Source organism: Pseudomonas edaphica (genome assembly GCF_005863185.1).
In the GTDB taxonomy this organism is placed as follows: Bacteria; Pseudomonadota; Gammaproteobacteria; order Pseudomonadales; family Pseudomonadaceae; genus Aquipseudomonas; species Aquipseudomonas edaphica.
Genome location: NZ_VBVZ01000054.1, coordinates 1 through 18,178 on the forward strand (window position 1 = coordinate 1; position 18,178 = coordinate 18,178).

Genomic DNA, 18,178 nt, shown 5'->3' on the forward strand with positions numbered 1-18,178 from the left:
AAATGCCCGGTCTCGGCAGTGAATGCCATCGGCATGCCCCATGAAAACGCCGCGCCCAGCACCACTTGTGGGTAATAGGTGTAGCGCTTCATGAACGGGTAGCTCGCCGCCAGCGCCAGGCCGCCCAAGGACAGCAGGATGGTGGTCGCGTTGGTCAGCAGCACCAGCAGAAAACTGATGCCCATCAGCACCGCAAAAAACACCAAGGCCTCTTTGGAACTGATCTTGCCGCTCACCAGCGGCCGTTGCTCGGTGCGTTTCACATGGCCGTCGACCTTGCGGTCGGCCCAGTCATTGATCACGCAGCCGCCGGCGCGGGTCAGCACCACGCCCAGCACGAAAATCACGATATTGAGCAACGACGGCGAGCCCTTGCCCGCAATCCACAGCGCCCAAAGCGTCGGCCACAACAGCAGGTAAATGCCGATGGGTTTGTCCATGCGGGTCAACTGAATGAAATCCCACGCCCTGGGGTTCAGGCGGTTCAAGGACTTGAGCAGACGTTGATACATCAGCAGTTCTCCGGATGGTCATGCAGCGCATGCCAGAAGCTGGGCAGGAAAATTTCCGCGACCAGCACGCTCAACGGCCCGCGATCAAAGCGCGAGCGGCGCGCCCACAGGCCATCGGCCTGTTCGGCGCTCGGCAGCCATTGCCGTGGGTAATGGCATACCTCGATCGCCTGGCGAGTGAAGGCCTGATCGCAGAACAGCAACTCGCCCAGCGAACGGCTGCCCAATTCGTCCATGTGCAAGCCATCGCCCTGCAAGGCACTGCGCGCCGCCACGCTGCGGGCAAACACCCATGGTTGGCCATGCCCGCGCAAATACACTTCGCGTACCCAGCCGACCGTGGCCGGGGCCATACCCAACGCCGCACATTCATCCTCGCGCAGTGGCTGCCAGCCTTCGAACAGTGGCGTCACGCTGAAGCCGTCGTTGGAAAGCCACGTAAGCCGGCGCGTCAGCGAGCCTTCGTCGAACAGCCAGTTGAGGGTCAATGGCGCGGGCATTGGGCTCAGAAGGCTCTGGGTCAGCCATTGGCAAGCATCGGGACAGGCGATTGAGTGCGGCACGGTGAGTCAGTTTTGGCAGTAAAAGAGGCGGCGAGCTTACCATGGCGTCCTGAACTTTTGCCGGGCTGAACCGGCCGTTTGCGCCGAACATGCTTGCATCTGCCGGCCTCGATCAGTACAAAACGCCCTGAGCCGCACGGCAACGTTGGTCTATCGACCGTCGGCCAAGATGCCTGGACCCTGAGGAAGCAAGTAATGAAGAAGTGGCAATGTGTAGTCTGCGGCCTGATCTATGACGAAAAAGACGGCTGGCCGGATGACGGTATCGCACCGGGCACCCTGTGGCAGGACGTCCCGGAAGACTGGCTGTGCCCGGACTGCGGCGTGGGCAAAATGGATTTCGAAATGATCGAAATCGGCTAAACATCGGTTTAAGAAACGTACTACAAGGAGAAAGGAATGAACGCACCTGTCGTGATCATCGGCACAGGGCTGGCCGGTTACAACGTGGCCCGGGAATTTCGCAAGCTCGACAGCGAGACCCCGTTGCTGCTGATCACCGCGGATGACGGGCGCTCCTACTCCAAGCCCATGCTCTCCACCGGCTTTGGCAAGAACAAGGAAGCCGATGGCCTGAGCATGGCTGAGCCGGGCGCCATGGCCGAGCAACTCAAGGCCGAAGTGCGCACCCACACGCGCATCAGCGGCATCGACCCGGGCCACAAACGCCTGTGGATCGGCGAGGAAGCGGTAGCCTACCGCGACCTGATCCTGGCTTGGGGCGCAGAAGCCGTGCGCGTGCCGGTAGAAGGCGATGCGGCGGAACTGATTTTCCCGATCAATGACCTTGAAGATTACGCACGCTTCCGTGCCGCTGCTGCCGGTAAGCGCCGTGTGCTGCTGCTGGGCGCGGGCCTGATCGGCTGTGAATTCGCCAACGACCTGATACTTGGCGGCTATGAAATTGATCTGGTCGCACCCTGCGAGCAAGTCATGCCGACTCTGCTGCACCCAGCAGCGGCTGGCGCTGTGCAAGCCGGGCTGGAAGGCCTCGGCGCGCGGTTCCACTTGGGCCCGGTGCTCAACCGCTTGCAGCGCACGGCGGATGGCCTGGAAGCGCACCTGTCGGATGGTGAAGTGATCCACTGCGACCTGGTGGTCTCGGCCATCGGCCTGCGTCCGCGCGTGGACCTGGCTGCTGCCGCCGGCCTGCAGATCAACCGTGGAATCATGGTGGACCGCCACCTCAAGACCTCCCACGCCAACATCTACGCCCTGGGCGACTGCGCCGAGGTCGATGGCCTCAACCTGCTGTACGTGATGCCATTGATGAGCTGCGCCCGCGCCCTGGCCCAAACCCTTGCCGGCAACGCCACCGCCGTCAGCTATGGGCCGATGCCGATCACCGTCAAAACCCCGATCTGCCCTCTGGTGGTATCGCCGCCGCCACGCGGCACCGAAGGCGTGTGGAGCGTCGAAGGGCAGGGCGCCGACATCAAGGCCTTGTGCCGCGACGCCAGCGGCCGCCTGCTGGGTTATGCGCTGACCGGCAGCGCCGTCATGGAAAAACTTGCCCTTAACAAAGAACTTCCGCCATTGCTGGCGTAAATGCCGGTCGTTCTGTCGGAATCAGCACCTTCTTACCCCCAGAAAGGTCGCCGCGAGACTGGCGGAGCGTGCGAGGGCATGCCATCCTCACTCCCGTCTGCCGCAGAGTAGAGCCTGCGGCGCCTTGGGCGCTGCTCCACCAGAGAGCAGCACGGACATAACAACAAAAAACCGTCAAAGAGGCTTCACTTATGCGTAAACCAGAACTCGCAGCCGCTATTGCAGAAAAAGCAGACCTGACCAAAGAGCAGGCCAACCGCGTCCTCAACGCCGTTCTCGAAGAAATCACCGGCGCCCTGCACCGCAAGGACAGCGTCACCCTGGTGGGCTTCGGCACCTTCCTGCAACGCCACCGCGGCGCCCGCACCGGCAAAAACCCGCAAACCGGTGAGCCAGTGAAAATCAAGGCGAGCAACACCGTTGCATTCAAGCCGGGCAAGTCGCTCAAAGACAGCGTCAACCCGTAATAGCAGGACCGTCTGAAGGGAGGCGGGTTGGTAAGGAAATGGGCACGCCGACTGGGTTGGGTGCCCATTTTTTGTGAGGGCCTTGCTGGTTAATCACACACCAGCGAGTGATCCGGCAATTGGCTCAGCTTAAACTTCTTTAATTCTTGTGCGACGGAGCTCTCAAGATGCTCCGGGGCCATCAGCGTTTTAACTTCACGCTCCCAGCCCGCTGCTCCGCCTACACGTTGCGTCACTCCATCCGGCCATCCTTGAAGGATGGACTTGTAATACTCGATGCGTTCGTGGGCCATTTCACGCTTCTTGCACCAGGCCAATAACAATATATTGTCGGTCATGGCCTGTACTGGAAAGTTGTCTGCGCCGGCTACAGTAGTTTGATAAATAGAGTCCAACAGGGTGCATGAAAGTGTATCGAGGAACGCGGTAGGGCATTGCGATCGAAAACGTTCAACAAGTTCTTCGAATTTGTTTGAGTGGCGCAATGGGCTTATCGATTCCTCAACACCCTTGCTGTTTAAGAGTGATATTGGCGCAACCAGCGAGACCACCGGGAAGGACGTCATCAATGAGTGAGTGTGGTAGACCGGAACATAGTGTTCCTCACCATAAACAGGCTTGAGGTAAATGCCGGTCAATAGAGGGCCGTTACGCTTTAACAAGTGAAGGGGCTTATATATCTCATACGTCCCCATTACTTCTTTCCAGTCTTGGGTAATTGCCTTTTTTTCAGTGGCCGTCATTTTTTTCATAAGGTGTCTCAGGGGTGTATCGCTGTCTGTGAAGGTGGTTTTATCGGGAGGTTATTATTATTGTTGGTCTGTTGTCGACTGCTAATCGGCCCGTTCGGGTCTTTCGTGAACTTGTAATCCAGTACTTCCCCGGTGTTCTTGTTGTAAACATCTGGCCGCGCGCTGCCGGCGGTTCCCTTCGGGACCTCGACGCCTTTCAAGTAGGATTTCTCCACTGCCAAGTGAGTCTTTTGACCGGTCATGCGCTGATAGCGATTTAGCAATTTGTCGGCGTAGGTGTGCTTTTTACTGCCTTGGACCGGACCAGTACCTGCAGCACCATGTTTGTTTTTAACGCCCCATTTTTCCGCCTTGCTGGCAATTTTTTTGACGAAATCCTTATCCGACAGACTGGCTGCTGTAGGTTTTTTGCTTGTGCAGGACAATCCTAGTGGATCTATCCAGGTGATCGGGTTGGGACCGTAGGCGTACAAATTGAGCCCACCCAGTAGCCCGATAGGATCCGGTGTCGTGAAGCGGCCAATATCCGGGTCATAAAACCGGAAGGTATTGAAGTGAAGCCCCGTTTCTCTATCCAGGTACTGGCCTTGGAATCTGAGATTTTGCTCCTCAATGTAAGACGGTTCACGGGTTTCCCGTATGGTGTTTCCCCATACTCGATAGGAAGCCTGCCACAGTGTTTGGCCGTCGGCTTCAGTGAGTTCAAGAGGGAGTCCATTGAAATCGTTATGGTAGTAGCGGATTTTTTGCTGAGCGCCTATGCCGTCGACCTTGGCTAATGGCTCATAACCGTCCTCTTCATACAGATAGAGGCTGGTCTGGTTGTTTCGGTGTTCTTGCAGGAGCCGTAAGCCATCCCAACTGAAGTGTGTTGACCCGAGTAAGTACCCGTCGCTGCTCGTTTCGTTTTTCTCAATGCGTCGACCCAGCGGGTCGTAGGTCATGCGGACCACATTGCCGTTCTGGTTCCGTACTTCGATCAGACGATGCTCAGCGTCATAACGCATGTGCTGTACACCACGATGACCGCTTCGCTTTTCGACCATTCGGCCAAAGCCGTCATAGCGATAACGTTTGTCTTGGTAAGTCAGCAGACGGTTATGCACAATCCGTCCGCTACCGGTTGGAGGCCCATCCAATAAATTGGCGGCGGCGTCATAGGAAAAGGTTTCGTGCTGCCCCATTCCGCTGTCTTGGCTGGCAATAATCCGGGCGGTGGCATCGTAGTGCAGCAACTGGCGAGCTTGGTTCGAAGGGTGCCGGTCTAACTGAGTGATCAGATTATCTGCCGCGTCGTATTCGAACTGCTTTTGTAACGATGTCGCTCCCAGCGCACCCGGGCTGGTCTTTAGGCGTTGCCGTGCACGCAGGCGTCCTGAACGATCGTAGTTGCTCTGGGTACTGATCTGGCCCTGTGTGCGCAGTACTTCGCGGTGCAGCCGGTCGCGCTCGAAATCGCAGATGACCTGGCCATCGAGGTTAATTTGATGCAGATGGCCGCTGCCATAATAAAGACGATTGATCCAGCGCCCGTCGGGCAGTTTGCTTTGGATCAGGTTCCCCAATTCATCGTAGTGATGTTGCAACGAACCCGCTTGGCTCTGTTCTTCCAGCATCTGCCCGAGAGCGTCGTACGAGAACGCTAGTGTCTGTGACTGGCCGCTCGTGTCCATAAAGTGGACGCCAGTCAGTTGGTCCAACATGTCGTAGGTGTATTGGGTGTGGCCATCATCGGTTGTCTTGGCGCTCAATCGCCCCATTGCATCACGCTTGAGGCGATGAACAATGGGTTTGGTGGCTATTTCCGTTACTAGCCCGCTGCCGTAAGGTGAGGGAACGCTTTCAAACTGGATGACATTATCCAGGCAATCGTGTTCATAGCGTTTGGAACTGCCATCCAGATCCTGTTGCTCGGTTAGGCGATCGCCTGCATCCCATGAAAATCGATAGCTTTCGCCATTCTCGTTGGTCAGAGACAGAAGGCGGCCATAAGCGTCGTATCCAAACTGCACGTTACGACCGTGGGCATCAGTGCGTTGCCGTACCTGACCGCGTCGTGTGTATTGGTAAAAGGTGCTGTGGCCGGCGGGATCCGTGTACCCGACCAGTTGTCCGCTGGCATCGCGCTGATAGTGTTCCTCCCGACCGTCCGGCAGTTGCACCCCAATCAGTCTGCCCTGCGTATCGTGATTGAACTCAGTCCGCTCTCCCAGTGCATCAGAGATAGCCTGCAAATGTCCGCGTGCGTCATAAATGAACCGTGTGGGCGAGCCTGAGCAATCGACGTGCTCAATCAGTTGCCCTGCCTGGTTCCAGCGGAGTTTTTTACGTTTGCCGGTGGCATCGATGATTTCAACAGGCTGACCGTGAGTGTCGTACTGATAGCGTGTGATGTTGCCGAGAGGGTCGGTCTCACGGATACAGTTGCCTCGCGGGTCATACAGGAATTTCCAGCTGTTGCCGGCGGCGTCAGTCTCGACTAACGGCAATGCCCAATGATCAAGCCAAAGGGTTGTGTCGCGGCGACCCAGAGGGTCCATTTCGCTGATTAAATTGCCAGATTCGTCATAGCAGTATTCATAGCGTCCGCCTTGCGGGTCTGTTGCGCTGAGCAGTTGGCGTTCGTCATTCCATTCAAAGAGCCAGGCTTGCCCCAGATTATCGGTGTACTGGGTAACCTGATATTGGGTATTCCAAACGCGTGTGCTTACCCGCTGTAAGCCGTCGGTGATACGTGTCTTTCCTACGTTCAGGTCATAGTCGAAATGATAGCGATCGCCTTCATTGGTCCAGTGACTTGTCACACGCCACTCGACGCCTTCAATCAAGCCCCATTCATAGAAGCAGCGCAGCCCGGTAGGCAGTTGATGCTCCACCATGCGACGTCCGGCGTCGTATGCGAAGCGCCGTTGGACCTGATCCGTAGCGTCACGTACTTCTGCCAGGTCGCCGGCTTGGTCGTAGCCATAGCTGACCAGGACTTCCCGACGATGATCGGGATACAGCCGCTCAATCCGATCGAAACGGCCTTGCTCGCGAATCAACTCGACTCGGACCAGATCAAATGTGTCGCGCAGCGCCATCAGTTGACCCGCTGCGTCATACTCCAGATAGATGCGATTGTCGTTGCGGTCACCCAATTGGCTCAGGCGCAGCGACGAAGCGTCGCCGGGGGAGACGTCAAATAGCCGATACAGGCCGTTGTCGCTTTCAATCAATAGCTGCCCGTTACGGTGGCGCCGAATGCTCAAACCTTCGCCCGGGCTGAACATCGCACTACCCAGCGCCACTGAGCCCAGGTTGATACGACGGCCCTGCTCATCGGTATAGATCAGCTCTTCCCCGCCATCCGGGTGAGACAGTATCTGCACGGCGACTTCATAAGGCACGCTCCAGCCTGCACCGAACAGCCCATCGCGGCGAACGTCGCGGCTGTTGTAGAAGCGCTGCCAGTCAATCGGCAACAATCCAGGCAAGGAAAAGTCCAAGTCGAAATCGCTGCCCAGAACTTTAGCGCCTGTTGCCGCATGCACGGGGTTGGGCGACCCCATCGCAGCGTTTGCCATCGCCCCCATGGCTTGGCTCACCGCGTAAGACCCCACGCCACTGAGCAACATGCAGGGCAAATTACTCAGCGTTTTCCCCTTCGCGCCCTTGAGCATCATTAGGGCTTCAATCGCCAGCCCCACACCGGGCGTCTTGCCGCTGCGAATCTCCTGCACCACTACCGTACCGCCACCAATTGTGACGTTTGATGAAATTAGGCCTGAAGAAACCACCGTCGCATCGCACATGCTGCGGTCGCCACTGCGTACGGCGGGTTGGCCGTTGATAGTGACTTTATCGGAGCCCTCGGCAAGGAGCTGCGGGGGCATTGGCGGGTGGCGGGCGCATAGGACCAGGTCGGTGGGCAGCGGCACGACACCGGGTGCTGGCGACGCAACGGTAGGGCGCCACAGTTGAGAGAAGAATCCCTCGGCCATGTCGAGGAAGCCAGGCTCTGGCGCAGTTTCGACATCAGGTTCGGGTTCGTCGGGCTCCAGCTCGGTCCCGGCGGGCGCGACATGGGAGGGAATTGCACCCGCGGCCCGCGCAGCCGGAATGCTGTTGACGAAGGTGTCGGTCGAACCGACTGCAATGGTGGCTTCCACTACCGGCGGAAACAGCGCATTGGCGAAACTCTCGCACATCTTACTGAGGCCCTTGTCGGCCCCCGTCTTGCTCATGGCCATGCCGACGACGATGCCCACCACCGCGCCGAGGATGCAGCCGCCGATACCGGCGGTAGCAATCGTCACCCCCACGGCCGCTGCGACAGCGGCAGTCGCCAGCGCAGTAATCGCCACGTTGGCTGCCACCTCCAGCACACCGCCGAGGATATCGGCCATCATGGAGGTGTGGGTCAGCGCATCGCCCATCCGGGCGGCCCATAACGCGTCAGACATGCAGGCAGCTCATCAGGAAATAGCGTCGAACGACAGTGAGTTTTTGATCAATGCCCAGTGTGCCGCCTCGGCATCCCCTAGCTTGTCCGCCTTCACATAACTTAACGCGAGCATCTTGCGCGTCCCCGGCAGCACCAGCGCCAATTGGTACTGGAACACCTTGTCATTGCCCTTGTTGAATTGGCTTCGCAGTTCAATGCCTTCCACTTCCTGAGCCGCGCCTAAACGCACATCCACACCGGGTTGAAAACGCAAATCCTGCACCTGTTTTTCCAGGCGCTTGAGCTGGTCATCGAAGTTGCTGTGCAGGGTTTCGCCTTCTGCCAGCAAGCTGCGACTGACGATCAAGGAAGTCCCCAATTCAGGAAACTTGAGAATATTGATCGTCGCGTCCTGCAACTCACTGGCGGGCAGTTGAAACTGGAATTCGTTGATTCGGTACGTCATGGCAAACAGGTCTCGTCAGGAGCTTTTAGGCGCGGGGAACGCGGCTTTAATGTTGGCGTCGATAGCGCCTTTTTGGCCCTGGCCATCGGGCGTGGCACCGGGTCCGCCGCCGTTGTTCAGGTGCAGCACGCCGCCGGTGTTGAACTCGGCGTCGCCGCTGGCGTAAAAGCTGATTTGCACGCCGGTGAGGTTGATCTGCCCGCTGGCATTCAACTCCAGAATGCTTTCGCCGCAGACCAGCCGCAGGTTCTCGCCCACTTCAATCACATAGCTCTGGCTGATGCTATCGGTCTTCCTTTGGCCCACCGAGAGGATGTCCTCCTGCTTGACCATGCGCGTGCGGTTATTACCAATGGTCACCGTCTCGTTATGCCCAATGCTCTTGTTGCGGTCATGCCCCACCGAGTGGCTTTCATCCACCTCCACCACGATGTCCTGATTGCGCTCGGCGTGGATATACAGTTGCTCCAGACCCTTCTTGTCCTCCATACGGATTTCATTGAAGTTGGCCGGCGTGCCGCCTTTGCTGGAGCGGCTTTTCATGCCGCTCTGGGTGGCGTTTTCCGGCAGGTCGTAAGGCACGGTCTGTTCGGCGTTGTAGACACGGCCGGTGATGATCGGGCGGTCCGGGTCGCCTTCCAGAAAGCTCACGATCACTTCCTGGCCGATCCGTGGGATTTGCATCGAACCCCAGTTCTTGCCGGCCCAGGACTGCGACACACGAATCCAGCACGAGCTGTTTTCGTTGGATTGGTCGTGACGGTCCCAGTAGAAGTGCACCTTCACGCGGCCGTACTGGTCGGTCCAGATTTCCTCGCCCTTGGGGCCGACCACCAGCGCAGTCTGCGGGCCTTTGACGATGGGCCGATAGGTGCTGGCCAGCGGTCGGAAGCTTTGTTGGGCGTCAATACAGGTGAGGCTGCTTTCGAACTGCGCCGACCCCGAGCCGCCGCCGCTTTCCAGGCTTTCCTGGACGATGGCATAGCGGCAACCGACGATCAGGTACTCGCGGTTCTGGTCCTGGCGGCTGAAACCGGTGAGGCTGAACAAATGGCCTGAGCCCAAGCCCCGCGCATTACCGTTGAACTCGATCTGCTCATGCAGGGTTTGCAGGGCTTCGATGCGGGTACGCGCATAGTGTTCGCCGTCGGCGCTTTGCACGTAGGTGCCTGGGTAGTCGTACAGCGGGTAGTCGCCGGCGGTGTGCGGGCGCGGCATGGCCGAGCGCACGTCGATGCTGGCGCTGGGGCGCTGGAAGTCGTAGTCGTTAAGCTCCAGCGACCCAGGCTGCACTTCCTGCGCCAGGTGCCAGTTGTGCATATGGTCGCGTTCGCGCTGCTGCTCGTCCTTGGGGTAGTACGGGATCGACGCATAGCCCGGCACCGTGGTGTGGGCGCCATAAGCATCGGCCAACACCAGCACATGACGGTCCTGTTCATGGCGGAAGAAGTAGTAGATACCTTCCTGTTCCATCAAGCGGCTGACGAAATCGAAGCTGGTCTCGCGGTACTGCACGCAGTATTCCCACTCGCGATAAGGGCGGCTCAGCGCGTCTTCGAAGTCGGAGAAGCCCAGGTCGCGGAACACTTGCTTGATGATCTGCGGGATGCTCAGGTTCTGGAAAATCCGGCAGTCCGAGGTGCGGCTGAGCAGCCAGAACCACGGGCGCAGGGTCACCTGATAACTGGCGAACTGGCCTTGGTCGATATTCTGGCTGCAACGCGCAACGATGCCGTGGAAGTGCCGCTCGCCACCGTCCGCCAGCTGCACGCCAACGCTCATCGGCTTGCCCAGCAACTGGTTAAGGTCGATGTTGGCGTCCAGAGAGGTCAGTCGCAGCTCATAGTTGAACAACCTGCCCAGCTCTTCGCCGCCGCCCATTTCATTGAGCAGCAGCACATCCGGCCCGAGCGGGCTGGTGATCTTGGCCAGGCGTGAGGCTTGGTTGAATAGCATCGGTAGTCCCGTAAATACCTAAATAACTGAAGAAACCGAATCCAACTGTGGGAGCTGGCTTGTGTGGGAGCCGGGCTTGCCCGCGATGCAGGCACCTCGGTGTGGCAGGCGCACTGAGGTGATGCTATCGCAGGCAAGCCAGCTCCCACACAAGCCCACTCCCACAGTTGAATTGCGTTTCGTCAGGTCAATCGCTGAAGTCGTAGTGCAATTCATTATCCCGGCTGCTGATACGCACACCCGCCAGTGCCTTGCCTTCGAGCATGCGCGTAAGAAACTCACGGCTCATGTCCGGCAGCAGGCTGTTGGTGAGAATGGTGTCGATCATGCGCCCGCCACTTTCGGTTTCGGTGCAGCGCGAGACGATCAAATCGACCACAGCGTCGTCGTAATCGAAGGCGACTTTGTGGGTGTTCTCCACGCGCTTTTTGATGCGGCCCAGTTGCAGGCGGGTAATCGCCTTGAGCATTTCGTCGCTCAGCGGGTAATACGGAATCGTCACCAAACGGCCCAGCAGTGCCGGCGGGAAAATCTCCAGCAGCGGTTGGCGCAGGGCCTTGGCGATTTCTTCCGGCTCGGGGATGTTCGCCGGGTCTTTGCACACCTGGGAAATCAGTTCAGTGCCGGCGTTGGTGGTCAGCAGGATCAGGGTGTTCTTGAAGTCGATCACCCGGCCTTCGCCGTCCTCCATCACGCCCTTGTCGAACACCTGGAAGAAGATCTCGTGCACGTCCGGGTGGGCTTTTTCCACCTCATCCAGCAGCACCACGCTGTAGGGTTTGCGCCGCACCGCTTCGGTCAGCACGCCGCCTTCGCCGTAGCCGATATAACCCGGTGGCGCGCCCTTGAGTGTGGACACGGTGTGGGCTTCCTGGAACTCGCTCATGTTGATGGTGATGACGTTCTGCTCACCGCCGTACATGGCTTCGGCCAGGGCCAGGGCGGTTTCGGTCTTGCCCACACCCGAGGTGCCGGCGAGCATGAACACGCCAATCGGCTTGCTTGGGTTATCGAGCCCGGCGCGGGAGGTCTGGATGCGCTTGGCGATCATCTGCAAGGCATGGTCCTGGCCGATGATGCGTTTCTTCAGGTGCTGGTCGAGGTTGAGCACTGTCTCCAACTCGTTGCGCGCCATGCGGCCCACCGGGATGCCGGTCCAGTCGGCGACCACCGAGGCCACGGCCTGGTAATCCACGGTCGGCAAGATCAGCGGGGTTTCGCCTTGCAGCGCAGTGAGGCGTTGTTGCAGGTCGAGCAGTTGGGCGCGCAACTCATCGTTGCCGCTGTCTACCACGCCAGCTTTTTCGCGCAAGGTCGCGCGAGTTGCCAATAGCTCATCAACCAGGGTTTTTTCTTCGGCCCAGCGGCTTTCCAGAGTCGCCAGGCGCTCACGTTCGGCGCTCAGCAAGGTTTCGCTATTGGTTTGACGCGCACCAATGGCGATACCGATGGCATGCTCGCGGGCGATGATTTGCAGCTCGGTTTCCAGCGCTTCGATGCGACGGCGGCTGTCGTCCACTTCGGCTGGTACGGCGTGCAAGCTGATGGCGACGCGTGCGCAGGCAGTGTCCAGCAAGCTGACGGACTTGTCTGGCAACTGACGTGCGGGGATGTAGCGGTGGGACAACTTCACCGAGGCTTCCAGGGCTTCATCAAGGATCTGCACCTGATGGTGTTTCTCCATGGTCGAGGCCACGCCGCGCATCATCAGCAGCGCTTTGTCTTCCGACGGCTCGGCCACCTGTACCACCTGGAAGCGGCGGGTCAGCGCGGGGTCTTTCTCGATGTGTTTTTTGTACTCGGCCCAGGTCGTGGCGGCCACGGTACGCAAGGTGCCACGGGCCAGCGCAGGCTTGAGCAGGTTGGCGGCGTCGCCAGTCCCGGCGGCGCCACCGGCACCTACCAGGGTGTGGGCTTCGTCGATAAACAGAATGATCGGCTTGGGCGAAGCCTGCACGTCTTCGATGACCTGGCGCAGGCGCTGTTCGAACTCGCCCTTCATGCTGGCACCGGCTTGCAGCAGGCCCACATCGAGGCTGCGCAGTTCCACATCCTTGAGCGCTGGCGGCACGTCACCGGCGACGATGCGCAGGGCGAACCCTTCGACTACAGCGGTCTTGCCCACGCCGGCTTCGCCAGTGAGGATCGGATTGTTCTGACGCCGACGCATCAGGATGTCCACCAGTTGGCGGATCTCTTCATCACGCCCCACGATCGGGTCGAGTTTGCCACTGCGCGCTTGTTCGGTCAGGTCGACGGTGAAGCGCTTGAGCGCTTCCTGCTTGCCCATCGCACTCGGCGCCATGGCACCGCTGGCTTCGCCAGGCACGCCGGCGTTGAAGCCATCGCTGGCGCTCAACGCATTCTCCGGTGAGTCGCCGACGTATTCGTCAAAACGCTCGCTCAAGGCTTCGGGTTTGATCTTGTCGAACTCGGCGGACAAGCCCAGCAGCGCATGGCGCAGGCTCGGCGTCTTCAGGATACCCAGCACCAGGTAGCCGGTACGCACCTGGCTTTCGCCGAACATCAGGCTGCCATAGACCCAGCCGCGCTCTACCGCTTCTTCCACATGCGACGACAAGTCGGTGATCGACGTCGAACCACGCGGCAGGCGGTCCAGCGCTTCGGTCAGGTCACGGGCCAGGCGCGCCGGCTCCACGTTGAACTGGCGGATGATGCGGTGCAGGTCCGAGTCCTGCAGTTGCAGCAACTGGTGAAACCAGTGGGCCAGTTCCACATACGGGTTGCCCCGCAGTTTGCAGAACACGGTGGCGGCTTCGATGGCCTTGTAGGCCACGCTGTTGAGTTTGCCGAACAGTGCGGCGCGACTGATTTCACCCATGCTCTGGATTCCTTGAGGTAGTGGCGTGATCGGCGTAATGCCGGGCCAGGATTAGGTCGTTGGCGTCATGCTCGGGTTGGCCGAGCCAGGTGTTGAAGCCCAGGCGGAATTGGCCATTAAGTTGCAGCTTTGGGACTTCGGGTTGTTGCAAAACCAGGTTCAAGTCCCAGTCCAGCTCATGGCCCAGGTACTCGGCCACCCACGCCACCAGCTCGTTGAACGGCTGGCTGCCGGGCAGCATGCCCATGTAATCGTCCAGCTTGAGCGGGCCGAGGCGGATGCGGAATTTATGCTGGCGATCCCACACATGGCTGCCCAGGCAAAAGTCCACGCCCAACTGGTTGGCGCTGACACTCACGCGGCTGCGCTCTGGCAGTTCCAGCCACTGGCCGACGTATTCTTCAATCTCTACCGGCAGGCCGAAGTACTCGCTGAGAATGGCCTTCAAGCCGTCCGGGTAGCGGGTTTGCGCCGACAGGTGACCGCTGTAGTGCAGCTTCGCGGTATCCGGAATCAACCCCTGGTTGAGCAGGCTCGGCATGCCTCGACCACACAGCGCTGCGAGGCGCGCGGACCAGTAGTCATCATCCGGGCGGTCGTGGCTGACGGTCGGTCGCGCCTCGGCCCAGGCCCGGTAAAACAGGCTGAGCAGGCGATGGTGGAACACATCCAAAAACTGTTTGCTGGTGCTGTCGGCGTTGTTGCGCTGGCGTTCGCGCACGTACTCGGTGATATGCAGCGGCAACGGGCCGTTGGGGCCGCCGAGGCCGAAAAAGAATTGCTCCAGCCGCGCTGGTTTGCCATCGCCGCCAGGGTCGACCGAGGCCAATGTGGCCGGTGCGAAAGTGCAGTCTGCCTGCTGCCCCAGGCGCAGCGGGTCATCGGCCAGGCGCAGGGAATGGCCCAGGCGCGGCAGCGCTGGCGATTCGCACTCGATACGTCGCAGCGCCTGGAAGAAATCGTATTCCCAGGGCTCCTGATGCATCGCATCCAGTGTGTTCACAGGGTCGGACGTCGACCGGGCTTGGCTTTCCATCGCATGATCTCGCCGCGTTCGGTGGTACGGATCACCGTCTCGGTAAAGCTGTTGATCGACACATAACGTGCCAGGAAGCGTTCCAGCACCGCACCGAGCAGGAACACGCCGGTGCCGCGAAACGCGTTTTCATCGAATTCCAGGGTGATTTCCAGACCTCGCCCAAACACGATCGGGCCGGGCATCGGCAGGCGCCGGGTCACCGCTTTGCTGCTGACCTCACGTAAACCTTCGATCTGTAATTGCAGCGCCGCGTCGTTGCTGTCGCCATACAAGCGCAACAGTTCGCGCAAGGCGCCGGCGCCCTGGCCCTGCTCGCTCAGCGACAGGTAGTTGAGCGACAGCTGGCTGATCAGGCGCCAGGCCTTGGCGTCATGGGCATGGCTGGCACGCGGACGACTCGGCCCGGCCACGCAGCGCACCGACAACACCGGCGCGCTGTCGGCCAAGGTGAAGTCGGTCTTGCCGTTGCCCACGCTCATGAACAGCGGCAAATCGCGGTTGGTACACAGCGCGGTCACGCCGAGCTGGCGCAAATCATGGCGGTACGGCGCTTGCTGGCTGTCGACCAGGCTGACAAAGGTTTCGCTGCCCACATAGGTAGAGCGCGGGCCGTTACGGCGTTGGTCGCTGGACAACACGCGAGGTTCACGGCGCAGGGTGTAGTACGCCTGGTCGCGGCCATAACGCGATGGATCACGCACCGCATAGAACGGCAGGAACGGCTGCTCCGGCCCAGTGCCATGGCCGGTGATGCCGCTCAACGAGTGAATTTCGAAATCCATCGGCCGCGTGCGGTCGGCGATGACATGGTGTTCGTTGACACGGTCCGACAGGTGAATGCGGTCCACGCGTTTGGGAAACAAGTTGATCGCCGGCGTGCAGAACGGCATGAACTGCGCCGCGCCGACGCTGCCTTCCAGGCTCGGCTCGTGACGGTCGAACAGCACGATCAGCTCCAACTCCTGGCCGTCGCAGCGTTTCACCGCACGGCTCAGCTGCGCGAATTCAACGAACAGGAAGCGGTGGGGCAGGGCGAAGTATTCCTGCAGTAGCCGATAACCCTGAAACGCGCGCGCCACCACCGGCATGGCCGCATCGGCATCGTCAAAACCACGGGAGCGCAGCGCGTCTTGCGGCAGGCGCTCGACCCAATCACCACCGGGTTTGCGAGCAAACACGGCGCAGGCGTTGCCGAGTAACTGTTCGTAGAGCCGAAACGGCTGCTCATCGGCACCGCTGAGGTACAGCGGCAGGTTATCGAGGTCGAGGCTGTTGAAGGGTAATTCGGCGCCGGTGCGCAGAGTCAGGCGCAGGCCGGCTTTGGCTTTGGGCTCGCTGGCGGCCAGGCGTCCCAGCACAGCGGCGGGGTTGCCGAAGTACTCAGCATTACTGACTTGCAACGGCCACAGCGTCACCGGGTGCGCGGTGCGGTACTCGCAGCAGGTCTGGGTTTCGCGGCCCAAGGCGGCGCGCAACACTGTGTCGCGCGGCAATAGGAAACCACTGGCCAGCGAGCCTTCGTCGGGGTCGGTCTGCATTTGCACCACGGTCATCGACGGCGTGGGCGCGAGGTAGTGCGGGTAGGCGATTTCCAGCAGGTTATGGGTGAAGGTCGGGTACTCGGCGTCGAGCTTGAGCTGCACCCGGGCAGTCAGGTAGGCAAAGCCTTCGAGCAAGCGTTCGACGTACGGGTCGGCGCAGTCCATGCCGGACAACGTCAGCCGACTGGCGATCTTCGGGTATTCCTTGGCGAACTCGGCGGCGCTTTCGCGCACGTGGTGCAGTTCCTGGTTGTACAGCTCCAGCAGGCGCGGGTTCATGGGCGCCTCCGCTGGTCGGCATTGACCACACGCACATGCCCGGATTCCAGATCGAGGTCGGTTTGCAGCAGCAGGCGCAACGGCACCGGCTGCGCCCACAGGTCGCCTTCGATCTCGAAACTCAATGCGTTGTGGTTCATCTCGCCATGGCCCACGCGGGCTTTTACGCGCAGCGTGTGGCGCAAAATACGTGGTTCAAAAGTGGCAATCGCCTGGTAGATCAAGGCTTCCAGGGCTTTGATATCCACACTGGAAACGCTGTTGCCGGCCAACGCAGGCAGGCCGTAATTGACCACCGATGTGCCAGCCGGGGTGTGCAACGTGGCATCGGCGTCGAGGAGCGACGTGGTGTTAAGCAACCACGCCAGGTCACGCAGCACCGAGGCTTTTAATTGGGTCAGGGACAGCACGCGTTTGTCGGCGCTTTCCTTGAGGTTGGTTGGGTCATCGTCGGTCAGCCGGTCCAGCAGGGACGGTTGCAGACGGTCGCGGGAAGCGATTTCAGTTACCACCAAAGCAGCTCCACGGACGGGCTAAGAGAGGGACAAGGTGCCAGGGGCCGCAGCGAGGTGCTGCGGCCGCCAGGGCTATCAGCGCTTGGTGTTGGAACGGATGTTCCAGCCAAACTTGATCGCGCCGCCGTCTTTGGTGCCGTCGGCTTTCTGCGGCTGGTAGTCGACCATCACCTGGGCGAAGTTCAGGGTGACGTTTTCGGTCAGGCGATCATCGGTGCCCGAGCCGCCGGTGCTCAGGGACGTGACCAGCACTTCTTCCAGGTTGATCACCATGTACTCGACCTGGCTTTCGCCGCCAGCCTTGCGCACGGTCAGCTTGACCTTGTCGATGTGCTTACCGCTGGCGCAGTGCATCATCAGGTTGGGCGAAGCCTTGTCGACGTACTTGGTCAGCGACAGGTCCTGGATATTCACCTTGCCCGCGCCGCCACCGCCGCCCACATGCATGTTGCCGGACTGGGCCATGCCCCAGCTCCAGTTCAGCACGTCGATTTCGTCCTTGTGGGCCTTGTCCATGGACTCGCCCTTGATGTCGCCGATCTTGATGAAAATATCAACAGCCATGTTTTCTCCCTGTGTGGCACGGGCCACTGAATTTGGTGATGCCCAAAGGGGCAATGCTGTTCTGTGGGAGCTGGCTTGCCTGCGATTGCATCACCGCGGTCTGACTGACAAACCGAGGTGCCTGCATCGCGGGCAAGCCCGGCTCCCACAGAAGAGCCGGTTCAACCGTTAGTTATGCGCTTTTTGCCGAAGGCAGTTTCGATACCAGGCGCAACGACACGGTCAGCCCTTCGAGCTGGTAGTGCGGGCGCAGGTAGAACTTGGAGTTGTAGTAACCCGGGTTGCCTTCGACGTCTTCCACGATCACCTCGGCGGCGGCCAACGGGTGCTGGGCCTTGGTGGTTTCGGTGGAGTGCGCAGGGTCGCCGTCGACGTAGTTGAGGATCCAGTCCTGCAACCAACGCTGCATCTCGTCCTTCTCTTTGAAGGAACCGATCTTGTCGCGCACGATGCACTTCAAGTAGTGGGCGAAGCGGCAGGTGGCGAACAGGTACGGCAGGCGCGCGGCCAGGTTGGCGTTGGCGGTGGCGTCCGGGTCGTCGTATTCGGCCGGTTTCTGCAACGACTGGGCGCCGATGAACGCGGCGAAGTCGGTGTTTTTCTTGTGCAGCAGCGGCATGAAACCGTTCTTCGCCAACTCCGCTTCACGGCGGTCGCTGATGGCGATTTCGGTCGGGCACTTCATGTCCACGCCACCGTCATCGGTAG

Annotated in this window: 15 protein-coding genes; 3 read left to right on the top strand and 12 right to left on the bottom strand. The window is 60.0% G+C overall.

What is annotated here, in order from left to right:
- A partial coding sequence (locus FEM54_RS05800) for a 4-hydroxybenzoate octaprenyltransferase (RefSeq protein WP_138449933.1) occupies positions 1–512 on the bottom strand: 512 nt, incomplete at its 3' end.
- Complete coding sequence (locus FEM54_RS05805; protein WP_138449935.1) at positions 512–1,075, bottom strand: chorismate--pyruvate lyase family protein; 564 nt, start codon at positions 1,073–1,075, stop codon at positions 512–514. The genes FEM54_RS05805 and FEM54_RS05800, both read right to left, overlap by 1 nt.
- A 195-nt stretch (positions 1,076–1,270) precedes the next feature.
- Here FEM54_RS05805 and FEM54_RS05810 point away from each other — a divergent pair, with 195 nt between their 5' ends.
- The 3 genes from FEM54_RS05810 (at position 1,271) to FEM54_RS05820 (ending at position 3,090) form a co-directional block, all read left to right on the top strand.
- Positions 1,271–1,438: a rubredoxin gene (locus FEM54_RS05810; RefSeq protein ID WP_003213373.1), complete on the top strand. Its 168-nt coding sequence runs from the start codon at positions 1,271–1,273 to the stop codon at positions 1,436–1,438.
- 36 nt (positions 1,439–1,474) lie between these two features.
- Positions 1,475–2,623 (top strand): NAD(P)/FAD-dependent oxidoreductase, encoded by a 1,149-nt coding sequence (locus tag FEM54_RS05815; RefSeq protein ID WP_017135809.1) that lies wholly within the window; start codon positions 1,475–1,477, stop codon positions 2,621–2,623.
- Positions 2,624–2,814: 191 nt separating this feature from the next.
- Positions 2,815–3,090 carry an HU family DNA-binding protein gene (locus FEM54_RS05820; protein ID WP_003213368.1) on the top strand — a complete coding sequence of 92 codons (276 nt, stop codon included), beginning with the start codon at positions 2,815–2,817 and terminating at the stop codon, positions 3,088–3,090.
- An 89-nt stretch (positions 3,091–3,179) separates the two neighbouring features.
- On the opposite strand, the gene FEM54_RS05825 is transcribed toward FEM54_RS05820, so the two are convergent.
- From FEM54_RS05825 to tssC, 10 genes are all read right to left on the bottom strand, one after another.
- The gene (locus FEM54_RS05825; protein ID WP_138449937.1) at positions 3,180–3,842 is read right to left on the bottom strand and encodes a hypothetical protein; all 663 of its coding nucleotides are present in this window, start codon (positions 3,840–3,842) and stop codon (positions 3,180–3,182) included.
- An 8-nt stretch (positions 3,843–3,850) separates the two neighbouring features.
- Positions 3,851–8,287: an RHS repeat-associated core domain-containing protein gene (locus tag FEM54_RS05830; RefSeq protein WP_138449939.1), complete on the bottom strand. Its 4,437-nt coding sequence runs from the start codon at positions 8,285–8,287 to the stop codon at positions 3,851–3,853.
- A gap of 12 nt (positions 8,288–8,299) precedes the next feature.
- Entirely contained in the window at positions 8,300–8,734 is a 435-nt protein-coding gene (locus FEM54_RS05835; RefSeq protein WP_138449941.1) for a DcrB-related protein, read from the bottom strand.
- Positions 8,735–8,749: 15 nt separating this feature from the next.
- Positions 8,750–10,690, bottom strand: a complete 1,941-nt coding sequence (locus tag FEM54_RS05840; RefSeq protein ID WP_138449943.1) for a type VI secretion system Vgr family protein — start codon at positions 10,688–10,690, stop codon at positions 8,750–8,752.
- A 187-nt stretch (positions 10,691–10,877) separates the two neighbouring features.
- Positions 10,878–13,532: a type VI secretion system ATPase TssH gene (gene tssH, locus FEM54_RS05845; RefSeq protein WP_017135818.1), complete on the bottom strand. Its 2,655-nt coding sequence runs from the start codon at positions 13,530–13,532 to the stop codon at positions 10,878–10,880.
- Complete coding sequence (gene tssG / locus FEM54_RS05850; protein WP_017135819.1) at positions 13,525–14,568, bottom strand: type VI secretion system baseplate subunit TssG; 1,044 nt, start codon at positions 14,566–14,568, stop codon at positions 13,525–13,527. The genes tssH and tssG overlap by 8 nt, the downstream gene beginning before the upstream one ends.
- Complete coding sequence (gene tssF, locus FEM54_RS05855; protein ID WP_099550248.1) at positions 14,532–16,391, bottom strand: type VI secretion system baseplate subunit TssF; 1,860 nt, start codon at positions 16,389–16,391, stop codon at positions 14,532–14,534. Before tssF ends, tssG begins: the two co-directional genes overlap by 37 nt.
- Positions 16,388–16,903, bottom strand: coding sequence for a type VI secretion system baseplate subunit TssE (gene tssE, locus FEM54_RS05860; protein WP_026013585.1), 516 nt, complete (start codon positions 16,901–16,903; stop codon positions 16,388–16,390). The genes tssF and tssE overlap by 4 nt, the downstream gene beginning before the upstream one ends.
- Before the next feature lie 78 nt (positions 16,904–16,981).
- Positions 16,982–17,470 carry an Hcp family type VI secretion system effector gene (locus FEM54_RS05865; protein ID WP_005792512.1) on the bottom strand — a complete coding sequence of 163 codons (489 nt, stop codon included), beginning with the start codon at positions 17,468–17,470 and terminating at the stop codon, positions 16,982–16,984.
- Positions 17,471–17,642: 172 nt separating this feature from the next.
- Positions 17,643–18,178, bottom strand: a 536-nt coding sequence (gene tssC, locus FEM54_RS05875) for a type VI secretion system contractile sheath large subunit (RefSeq protein ID WP_138449945.1), incomplete at its 5' end; no start/stop codon positions are given.

Bases quoted from the DNA above. Each gene is read 5' to 3' on its own strand.
- FEM54_RS05810 (WP_003213373.1), top strand. From the start codon at position 1,271: ATGAAGAAGTGGCAATGTGTAGTCTGCGGCCTGATCTATGACGAAAAA.
- FEM54_RS05815 (WP_017135809.1), top strand. From the start codon at position 1,475: ATGAACGCACCTGTCGTGATCATCGGCACAGGGCTGGCCGGTTACAAC.
- FEM54_RS05820 (WP_003213368.1), top strand. From the start codon at position 2,815: ATGCGTAAACCAGAACTCGCAGCCGCTATTGCAGAAAAAGCAGACCTG.
- FEM54_RS05825 (WP_138449937.1), bottom strand. From the start codon at position 3,842: ATGAAAAAAATGACGGCCACTGAAAAAAAGGCAATTACCCAAGACTGG.
- FEM54_RS05830 (WP_138449939.1), bottom strand. From the start codon at position 8,287: ATGTCTGACGCGTTATGGGCCGCCCGGATGGGCGATGCGCTGACCCAC.
- FEM54_RS05835 (WP_138449941.1), bottom strand. From the start codon at position 8,734: ATGACGTACCGAATCAACGAATTCCAGTTTCAACTGCCCGCCAGTGAG.
- FEM54_RS05840 (WP_138449943.1), bottom strand. From the start codon at position 10,690: ATGCTATTCAACCAAGCCTCACGCCTGGCCAAGATCACCAGCCCGCTC.
- tssH (WP_017135818.1), bottom strand. From the start codon at position 13,532: ATGGGTGAAATCAGTCGCGCCGCACTGTTCGGCAAACTCAACAGCGTG.
- tssG (WP_017135819.1), bottom strand. From the start codon at position 14,568: ATGGAAAGCCAAGCCCGGTCGACGTCCGACCCTGTGAACACACTGGAT.
- tssF (WP_099550248.1), bottom strand. From the start codon at position 16,391: ATGAACCCGCGCCTGCTGGAGCTGTACAACCAGGAACTGCACCACGTG.
- FEM54_RS05865 (WP_005792512.1), bottom strand. From the start codon at position 17,470: ATGGCTGTTGATATTTTCATCAAGATCGGCGACATCAAGGGCGAGTCC.